The following is an 8,839-nucleotide window of genomic DNA, read 5'->3' as shown; positions in this document are numbered from 1 at the left end:
GGGAAGCGGGCGACGACCTGTTCGGCTGTCTGCCGGTCGGCCTCGAACCAGTCCTTGCCGCCGAGGTAGTAGTCGTACATCCGGGCCGGGTGCGGGCGTGAGGTGTCGATCGTCTCGCGTGCCGGGTTCTCCATGGGCGAACTCCTGTGTCCGGTACGGGAGTCAGGGCTTGCGGGCGACGCCGGCGTAGAAGCCGACCTCTGCGTCCGGGAGTCGGGGCTCCTCGTCGGGGCGCCAGCGGTGGCCGACGGCGAGGCCCGGGTCGAGGAGGTCGAGTCCCTCGAAGAAGCCCGCCACCTCGTCGCCCGAGCGGAGGCGGCCGCTGATGCCCCGACCCTCGTACATCTCGCGCACCTGTCTGGCGTTGTCACCGAAGTCCGCTGTGGCGTGGGAGAGGACGAGGAAGCTGCCGGGGGCGAGCCGGTCGAGGAGGCGGCGGACCAACTCGTACGGCTCTTCCTCGTCGGGCATGAAGTGCATCAGCGCCACGAGGCTCAGTGCGACGGGGCGTTCCAGGTCGAGGGTGTCGGTGATGCTGGGGTCGGCGAGGAGGTCGTGGGTGCGGACGTCGGCCTCGAGGTAGGTGGTGCGGCCCTGCGGGGTGCCGCGGAGGAGCGCGTCGGCGTACTCGATGACGAGCGGGTCGTTGTCGACGTAGACGACGCGGGCTTCCGGCGCCTCGGCCTGGGCGACCTGGTGGAGGTTGGGCTTGGTGGGGATGCCGGTGCCGAGGTCGAGGAACTGGCGGACACCCTCCTCGCGGGCGAGCGCGCGCGTCGCCCGGTGCATGAACTGCCGGTTGGCCCTCGCCCACGTGCGTACCGCAGGGAAACCGCTGACCACCTCCTCGGCCATCCTGCGGTCGGCCTCGAACCAGTCCTTGCCGCCGAGGTAGTAGTCGTACATCCGGGCCGGGTGCGGACGCGAGGTGTCGATCGTCTCGTGCGGGTGGTCGGACATCGGGCCTCCGGGCGTCGTCGGGTCGGCGGGTGGTGCGGCTGGTAAGCGTGGCGAAGTGGTGAAGATCCGAGTATGGCCGGACGGCGGCGAGTTGGGGCGGGGTTTGCCTGAGACGGTTCCGCGGACTGCTGTGGTTCGGCCAACTACCTTTGCACGCAGGCGAGTTCGCCACGTCTTGTCCATGCGCGCGTCGCCGCGTGTGACGGGTTCGGTGCAGTCCGTGGGCGATGACCGTGCCCGGGACGCAGGCGGTGGGGGAAGAGTGGAAAACCGGTGTGGGTGGCCGGCCTTCCGCCCTACGCCGTAGGGCGCCCGCGGCAGAGCGCGCCCAGATAGGTGTCGCAGGTCTGCAGGACACCGCCGGACGGGGGCTCGTCCTCGGCGTACCAATGCATCGCCGACGTCTCGGAGTTGGGCACGAAGGGCCGAGGAGCGTCGGTCTCCGCGGTGTAGAGGGCGCCGTAGCGGACGTTGCCGGACGCCCCGAGCACGGTCCGCGCATACCCGACGAACCGCGTCCCCCCGGCGTCCACCGACTGCCCCGACTCCTCCCACAGTTCACGCACGGCCGCGTCCCTGGCGCGCTCCCCGCGCTCGATCCCGCCGCCGGGCAGCTCCCAGCACCCGCGGCTGCCCACGTGGACGAGGAGGAACCGGCCGCGGTGGAAGAGCGCCGTGACGACGTAGGCGAGCGGCGCGTCGTCGAACCGCCGGTCCTCCACGTCGTCGTAGGCGAAGGAGAGAAGCTGGATTCCGAGGGGGCCGGCGGCCAAGGGCTCGGCGGGGGAGGCGTCGGTCATGGGGGGAGTATGCCCTTCCCCGGCTTCCTCCACGTGGCGGGGCGACTCGTCGCCCATGGCACTCCGCGGGCGGCAACGCCCGTGCTGCGCCGTGCACTTGCCGGCGGGTGAGGTGGACACGGGGTTGGTCCGCGAAGCCGGGGGCACGCTCAACTCCATGACCAGCGACGGCGAGGGCTCCCGCACGGCCGGCCGTTGTGATGGTGGAGGAGCACGGGAAGCAGGCCGAGGCTGCTTCGACAGCCCCGACGCTCGGACACAACGCCGGCAGGAAAAGAGGCGGGACCTCCCCGTGGCGAACTCGTCCGTCACCGGGAGATTTTTGTGGAACCGTTTCAGGCCATGAATCGGAGAAGTTCTATGTTGTGGGACGCTATGCGGCGTATCGCTGTTTTCAACTCCGTGATGATCGTGATCGGAATCGCCGCGTTGGTCGCGGGGGTCCTAGGCAGAGACCTTTCTCAGATCATTCTGGGCGGTGCGCTGATCGCTTGCGCACTCGCTCTGTTCGGTCTCATGATGCGAAGACACATGCAGGGCGGAATAGCTTTCGCAGAGTTCGAGGCGACGAAGCCACAGGCCCGCCAGTGGAGTGTCTTCAGTAAATGCGCTGTGGCCGTGCTCGGTGTTGTCTGCTGTGTAGCGCTCGTCGCGGCACTGGTTGACGCTCTGGTGCACCCCGGTGTCCCGTGGTGGAGCGCCTTCCGGCGAGGGAGCTTCATCGCGCTCCAAGCCTCATTCGTCGTTTTCGGCGTTTCCCGGCTCTTCGACTGGTGGGTCGGCAGGAGGAAAGCGAGTGAGTGAGCGGCCGGTCCTTGAAGGGTGGGTCGAGGCAGCACGCGGGAGCGCCGTGAGCAAGTGAGCGCCACAGAATGCGAGCAGGTGCGGACGAGCTCGCCTGCCGTCGCTGAGCCGGTGACGGACGTCCGCGTACGCCACGGACGCTCCGGAACCGTCGGCGGAAGGCTGACGGCTGGGCAGCTACGCGAGTGAGACTGCCTCACGACGCGGCCCCGAGGACGGTTCAGCGCGCAGCCGATGCCGCCGTAGGTCGGGCTCCCGCCGGTCGTGCCGCGGAGCACAGCCTTCCGCCGGTGCTGGTCCGAACAGCTCAACTGGGGCTGGCGGTGCCGGAGTCGCGCCGATAGGTTCGCGCTGACCCAATCGACCCCAGGGGAGGGCGAATGCGGAAGACGCTCAGATGGGTGCTGTCGCTCGTGGTGCTCATAGGCGCCGTCGGGCTCGGCGGTGCTCCGGCGGGCGCGGCCACGGAGGCGCGTACCGACATCAAGGACCGCATACTTGCGGTGCCGGGGATGAGTCTCATCGAGGAGAAGCCGGTCGACGGGTACCGGTTCTTCGTCCTCGGGTTCGAGCAGCCGGTCGATCACCGGCATCCGCGCAAGGGCACCTTCACTCAGCGGATCTCCATCCTGCACAAGGGCGAGAACCGCCCGATGGTCTTCTTCACCTCGGGGTACGGCCTCAGCGAGGACCCGAGCAGGAGCGAGCCGACACAGATGCTCGACGGCAACCAGGTCTCGATGGAGTACCGGTTCTTCGAGCCTTCGCGTCCCGAGCTGGCCGACTGGTCGAAGCTCGACATCTGGCAGGCCGCCAGCGACCAGCACCGCATCTTCAAGGCGCTCAACCGGATCTACGGCGCCAACTGGATCTCCACGGGCGGTTCGAAGGGCGGCATGACGGCCACCTACTACCGCCGCTTCTACCCGCAGGACATGGACGGCACGGTCGCCTACGTCGCACCCAACGACGTGGAGAACGACGAGGACTCCGCGTACTACGACTTCTTCGCGAACGTGGGCACCCAGGAGTGCCGCGACCGGCTCAACGACGTCCAGCACGAGCTCTTCGACCGCCGCGACGAGATGGTCTCCCGCCTGGAGAAGTGGGCGAAGGACGAGGGCTACACCTTCGAGCTGGCGGGCGACGCCGACCGCGCCTTCGAGATCGTGGCGCAGGACCTGGTGTGGGGCTTCTGGCAGTACCACCTGCTCGACGAGTGCGGGGACGTGCCGTCGAAGGACGCGCCGACCGACGAACTCTACGAGTGGGCCGACGAGATCGGCGGCTGGGACGCGGGCACCGACCAGGGCATGCTCCCGTACACGCCGTACTACTACCAGGCGGGCACGCAGCTCGGCTCGCCCGACTACGAGGAGCCGCTCCTCGACGACGTGCGCAAGTACCCGGGCATCAACTCCCCGCGCACGTACGTCCCGAGGGACATCCCGATGAAGTACGACGGCGGCAGGGCGATGCGCGACATCGACCGCTGGGTGAAGCACCGCTCCTCGGAGATGCTCTTCGTCAACGGTGAGAACGACCCGTGGAGCGCCGAGCCGTTCGAGGTCGGCAGGGGCGCCGAGGACGCGCACGTGTACGTGGCGCCCGGGCAGAACCACGGTGCGAATATCGCCAAGCTCGCCGAGGACGACCGCGCCGCGGCGACGCGCGCGTTGATGAAGTGGGGCGGCGTCGACGTCGAACCGGGCGCCTCCGTCAAGCGGTTGACGCCCTACGACAAGCGGCTCGACAAGCCGCAGGAGCGGCACATGACGCTCCGTCCCTGAACCGGTCCGCCTCCGGGCGGTGTTGAGGGGCCGGCTCCGCGTTGCGGGGCCGGCCCCTGCGACGCGGGGCCGGCCGTTTCACGCCTCCGTGAGAGGCGGCTCGCCGACGGCGGAGGCGTGGAGCCCGCGGAGGTGGCGGGCCACCTCCGCCAACAAGGGTGCCGCCGACGGTACTTCGGCGAACCAGCGTTTCTCGTACTCCCAGCAGAGCCACGCCCCCGTGCCGAACTCGCCGGGGGGCTCCGAGGCGCAGACGGCGCGCACCACCTCGTCGAGCGGAACGGTGCCCTCGCCCGGCGGGAGCGGCGTCGTGTCCTCGCGCGAGGGTGCGTCCTTCACCTGTGTGTAGCCCAGGTGGCCGTGGAGAGCGGTGTACGACTCGGCCGGGGTCTCGCCTGCACGCCACGTGTGGAGGGTGTCCCAAAGGACACCCACGGACGGGTGGTCGACGCGGGCCGCGACGCGTGCGGCAGCGGCGGCCGAGGCGTGCGAGTCGTGGGTCTCGAGGAGGAGGCGCACACCCAGGTCGGCCGCGAGCGGGGCGCATCTGGCGAGGCGGCGCGCTGCCGTGGCGTCGGCCTCCTCCTGCGACTGCTCGCCGCCGCCGGGGAAGACGCGCACCGCGCGTGCGCCGAGGTCCCTGGCGAGTTCGGCGAGGGCGCGGACCTCGTCGAGTACGGGCTCGTCCTCGCCCGCCTCGGCCACGCGCGCGTACCCGGCGAGGGCGAGGATCTCGACGCCTGCCTCTTTGAACTCCTCCACGACGTCCACCCGTTGGGTGAGTCGTAGTCCGGTGTGGACCGGCTCCTCCGGGTGGACGCGCAGCTCGACGCCGTGGAATCCGCCGCCGGCGACGAGGGTGGCCACCTCGGAGAGGGGGAGCCCGGGCATGCCGAGCGTGGAGAAGGCGAGTCGCATGCGGGTCAGCCGATCAGATGAGTGTGTCCTGCGACAAGTCCCGTACGCGAACTTGAGATGATACGTGCGGTGTTGGGGGTTTCGGGCCTCGGCGGAGAGGGGCTCGCGGCGCTGTGACGTCCTCTTGTTGCCCCGTGCGTGCCGCGGTTACCTTGTGGCGCGGAGCCGGGGTGCCCCGTCGCCGCCGTCCGCCCGGCCTGCTGAGGGAGCACGACGTGGAACGCACCGCCCTCCGGATCGCCCTCAACGGCGTCACCGGCCGCATGGGATACCACCAGCACCTCGTCCGCTCGCTGCTCGCACTGCGGGCCGAGGGCGGCCTCCGGCTCGCCGACGGCCGACTGCTGTGGCCCGAACTCGTCCTCGTGGGACGCCGGCTGGAGGCCCTGCGGGAGATCGCCACCACCCACGGCCTCGACCCGGACGCGGTCTCCACCGACCTCGACGCGGTCCTCGCCGACCCGGAGGTGGACGTCTACTTCGACGCGCAGACGACCTCGGCCCGTGCCGACGCCGTACGCCGCGCCCTGGCCGCGGGCAAGCACGTCTACACGGAGAAGCCGACCGCGGGCACCGCAGCCGAGGCGCTCGAACTCGCCCGCCTCGCCGAGGAGTCGGGCGTCCGGCACGGCGTCGTGCAGGACAAGCTGTACCTGCCGGGACTGCGCAAACTGAAGCGGCTTCTCGACGGGGGGTTCTTCGGCCAAGTCCTCTCCGTGCGCGGCGAGTTCGGCTACTGGGTCTTCGAGGGGGACTGGCAGCCGGCGCAACGCCCCTCGTGGAACTACCGCAGGGAGGACGGCGGCGGCATCGTCGCCGACATGTTCCCGCACTGGGAGTACCTCCTGCGCGGCCTCTTCGGGCCCGTCCGCTCCGTACAGGCCCATACGGCGACGCATCTGCCGCACCGCACCGACGAGTCGGGGCGGCGGTACGCGGCGACCGCGGACGACGCCGCCTACGCCGTCTTCGGCCTCGACGGCGGCGTCGTCGCGCAGTTCAACTCGTCCTGGGCGGTACGGGTGCACCGGGACGAGCTGCTGGAAGTGCAGGTGGACGGCGTCGAAGGGTCGGCCGTCGCCGGGCTGCACGGCTGCCGGGTGCAGCATCGCGCCGTGACGCCGCGCCCGGTGTGGAACCCCGACCTCCCGGAAGGGTTGCGGTTCCGCGAGCAGTGGCAGGAGGTGCCGCAGAACACCGAGTTCGGCAACGGGTTCAAGGCGCAGTGGGAGCGGTTCCTCCGCCACGTCGTGGAGGGCGCCCCGTGGGAGGCCGATCTCCTGGCAGGAGCCCGGGGCGTCCAACTCGCGGAGCTCGCCGAGGAGTCGGCGAGCGAGGGGCGTCGCGTCGACGTGCCGGAGCTGGCGCTGTGATCCGACTCCCCGACGTATCAGGCGGGTGGGAGACGTACACCCCGCGCGGGCGACCCGACCCGGCGGTACGCGCCCCGAGCGGTGCACGCCCGGCGTCGCGCGCGATCCTCGCCGCCGCACACGTGGTCCCCGCGGCATCGGAGCCGTACGGGATCGACTGGGAGGCGACGCTCGCCCTCCGGAGGCACCTCTTCGACTGCGGGCTCGGCGTGGCGGAGGCGATGGACACGGCGCAGCGCGGCGCGGGGCTGTCGTGGGCGGCGGCTGCCGAGCTGACGAAGCGGAGCGCCGCGCAGGCGCGTGCCCTCGGCGGGACGCTCGCCGCGGGTGCGGGGACCGATCAACTCACGGTGGCCGAGGCGGAGTCGGGGGGCGTCGGGCTGGTGCGCGGGGCCTACGAGGAGCAGCTCGGAGCCGTCGAGGAGACGGGGGCGCAGGCGGTGCTGATGGCCTCCCGGGCGCTGGCGGCGACGGCCGCGGGCGAGGACGAGTACCTGGAGGTCTACGGCCACCTCCTCCGGCAGGCGAGCGAGCCGGTGATCCTCCATTGGCTCGGCCCGATGTTCGACCCCGCCTTGGAGGGGTACTGGGGCAGCACCGACCTCGATGCGGCGGCCGAGGTCTTCCTCAAGGTGATCGAGGACCACCCCGACAAGGTGGACGGCGTCAAGGTCTCCCTGCTCGATGCCGGCCGCGAGGTGGCGCTGCGGCGCCGCCTCCCCGACGGCGTCCGCTGCTACACCGGCGACGACTTCCACTACCCCGAACTGATCGCCGGCGACCGCCGCGGCTTCAGCCACGCCCTGCTCGGCGTCTTCGGCCCTCTCGCCCCCCTCGCGGCCGATGCCGTACGCACTCTCGACACCGGCGACACCGCGGGCTTCCGCGCCAGGCTCGACCCGACGGTGCCGCTCGCCCGCCACCTCTTCGCCGCGCCCACCCGCCACTACAAGACCGGAGTCGCCCTCCTCGCCCATCTCGCGGGCCACCAGGCGCAGTTCGCGCTCCTCGACGGCGCCGAACGGCACCGGGACGCGCCGCACCTCGCCCGTGCGTACCGCCTCGCCGACGAGTTGGGCCTCTTCCCCGACCCCGAGCGTGCCGAGTCCCGCATGCGGAACGTGCTCGCCGAGCGCGGGGTGGAGGCGTGAACACGGCACCGGACGCCCTCTCGCGACTGTCGATCAACCAGGAGACCGTCGCCCAACTCCCGCTGCCCCGCCTTGCTGAGGAGGCGTCGGCGCTGGGCGTCGGCGGGGTCGGACTGTGGCGCGAGCCGGTGCGGCGGTACGGCGTGGAGGCCGCCGCCGGACTCTTCGCCGAGCACGGACTCGCCGTCACGTCGCTGTGCCGTGGAGGGTTCTTCACGGCACCCGAAGGGCCCGAGCGCCGACGTGCTTTGGACGACAACCGTGCGGCGATCGGGGAGGCCGCCGCGCTCGGCGCCCCCGTCCTCGTCCTCGTCTCCGGCGGACTGCCGCCCGGTGAGCGGGACTTGGGCGCGGCGCGGCGGCGGGTCGGTGAGGCGCTCGCCGAACTCGTGCCGTACGCGCGCGAGCACGGGGTCCGACTCGGTGTCGAGCCGCTCCATCCGATGTTCGCCTCCGACCGGTGCGTCGTCTCGACTCTGGGGCAGGCGCTCGAACTCGCCGAGCCGTTCCCCGCGGAGGAGGTGGGCGTCGTCGTGGACACGTACCACGTCTGGTGGGACGAGCGGACCCCGCAACTGCTCTCGCGGGCGGGCGAAGCGGGCCGGATCGCCGCACTCCAACTCGCCGACTGGACGGTGCCGCTCCCCGCGGGCGTCCTCCTGGGGAGAGGCCAACTCGGCGACGGTTGCGTGGACTTGCGCGGCCTGCGACGTGCTGCCGAAGCGGCGGGATACACGGGACCCGTCGAAGTGGAACTCTTCAACGAGTCGCTGCGAGCGCGCGACGGGGCCGAGGTGCTCCGGGAGACCGTCGAGCGGTACCTGCGGTACGCGGCGGAATGAACGTCGGGTCGTGCGCGTCTGGGCGGTGAACGACCGGTGCTCGGGTTCGCCCGAACCACGACCCGGCCGAAGTCGGCCGGCGTGCACGGGAGCCCCGCGTTCGCACACGGATCGACGAACCGGCGTCCGGTCCGGACCCGCCGATCCACGCCCCCCGCTACAGCGAAGACAGCTCTGTTTCGCCCGTGCACCACTCAACAG

At 71.2% G+C, this 8,839-nt stretch carries 9 protein-coding genes; 5 read left to right on the top strand and 4 right to left on the bottom strand.

Annotation, left to right across the window (positions count from 1 at the left end; all coding sequences use genetic code 11):
- The 3 genes from F603_RS34785 to F603_RS0123525 form a co-directional block, all read right to left on the bottom strand.
- On the bottom strand, nucleotides 1-134 hold a 134-nt coding region (locus F603_RS34785; protein ID WP_211231119.1), incomplete at its 3' end, for an SAM-dependent methyltransferase.
- Nucleotides 135-162: 28 nt separating this feature from the next.
- Nucleotides 163-960: an SAM-dependent methyltransferase gene (locus F603_RS0123530; RefSeq protein WP_019548400.1), complete on the bottom strand. Its 798-nt coding sequence runs from the start codon at nucleotides 958-960 to the stop codon at nucleotides 163-165.
- 296 nt (nucleotides 961-1,256) lie between these two features.
- Nucleotides 1,257-1,760 carry an NUDIX domain-containing protein gene (locus F603_RS0123525; RefSeq protein WP_019548399.1) on the bottom strand — a complete coding sequence of 168 codons (504 nt, stop codon included), beginning with the start codon at nucleotides 1,758-1,760 and terminating at the stop codon, nucleotides 1,257-1,259.
- A gap of 402 nt (nucleotides 1,761-2,162) precedes the next feature.
- Between F603_RS0123525 and F603_RS0123520 the strand changes: the two genes are divergently transcribed.
- Nucleotides 2,163-2,564 (top strand): hypothetical protein, encoded by a 402-nt coding sequence (locus F603_RS0123520; RefSeq protein ID WP_158678676.1) that lies wholly within the window; start codon nucleotides 2,163-2,165, stop codon nucleotides 2,562-2,564.
- A gap of 380 nt (nucleotides 2,565-2,944) precedes the next feature.
- The gene (locus tag F603_RS0123515) at nucleotides 2,945-4,354 is read left to right on the top strand and encodes a S28 family serine protease (protein WP_019548397.1); all 1,410 of its coding nucleotides are present in this window, start codon (nucleotides 2,945-2,947) and stop codon (nucleotides 4,352-4,354) included.
- Nucleotides 4,355-4,432: 78 nt separating this feature from the next.
- On the opposite strand, the gene F603_RS0123510 is transcribed toward F603_RS0123515, so the two are convergent.
- Nucleotides 4,433-5,272, bottom strand: a complete 840-nt coding sequence (locus tag F603_RS0123510) for a sugar phosphate isomerase/epimerase family protein (protein WP_019548396.1) — start codon at nucleotides 5,270-5,272, stop codon at nucleotides 4,433-4,435.
- 263 nt (nucleotides 5,273-5,535) lie between these two features.
- On the opposite strand from F603_RS0123510, the gene F603_RS0123505 reads away from it, so the two are divergent.
- The 3 genes from F603_RS0123505 to F603_RS0123495 are packed head-to-tail and all read left to right on the top strand — an operon-like array spanning nucleotide 5,536 to nucleotide 8,638.
- Nucleotides 5,536-6,645: a Gfo/Idh/MocA family protein gene (locus F603_RS0123505; protein ID WP_425427010.1), complete on the top strand. Its 1,110-nt coding sequence runs from the start codon at nucleotides 5,536-5,538 to the stop codon at nucleotides 6,643-6,645.
- Nucleotides 6,642-7,796, top strand: coding sequence for a DUF993 family protein (locus F603_RS0123500; RefSeq protein WP_019548394.1), 1,155 nt, complete (start codon nucleotides 6,642-6,644; stop codon nucleotides 7,794-7,796). Before F603_RS0123505 ends, F603_RS0123500 begins: the two co-directional genes overlap by 4 nt.
- Nucleotides 7,793-8,638: a sugar phosphate isomerase/epimerase family protein gene (locus F603_RS0123495; RefSeq protein WP_019548393.1), complete on the top strand. Its 846-nt coding sequence runs from the start codon at nucleotides 7,793-7,795 to the stop codon at nucleotides 8,636-8,638. The genes F603_RS0123500 and F603_RS0123495 overlap by 4 nt, the downstream gene beginning before the upstream one ends.
- Nucleotides 8,639-8,839: the final 201 nt, after the last annotated feature.

Origin of the sequence: Streptomyces sulphureus DSM 40104 (assembly GCF_000381025.1) — a bacterium.
Taxonomy (GTDB): Bacteria; Actinomycetota; Actinomycetes; order Streptomycetales; family Streptomycetaceae; genus Streptomyces; species Streptomyces sulphureus.
Note: the sequence above shows the minus strand (reverse complement) of the source record. Positions and strands in the feature narration are given on the sequence as shown.

Bases quoted from the DNA above. Each gene is read 5' to 3' on its own strand.
- F603_RS0123530 (WP_019548400.1), bottom strand. From the start codon at position 960: ATGTCCGACCACCCGCACGAGACGATCGACACCTCGCGTCCGCACCCG.
- F603_RS0123525 (WP_019548399.1), bottom strand. From the start codon at position 1,760: ATGACCGACGCCTCCCCCGCCGAGCCCTTGGCCGCCGGCCCCCTCGGA.
- F603_RS0123515 (WP_019548397.1), top strand. From the start codon at position 2,945: ATGCGGAAGACGCTCAGATGGGTGCTGTCGCTCGTGGTGCTCATAGGC.
- F603_RS0123510 (WP_019548396.1), bottom strand. From the start codon at position 5,272: ATGCGACTCGCCTTCTCCACGCTCGGCATGCCCGGGCTCCCCCTCTCC.
- F603_RS0123505 (WP_425427010.1), top strand. From the start codon at position 5,536: ATGGGATACCACCAGCACCTCGTCCGCTCGCTGCTCGCACTGCGGGCC.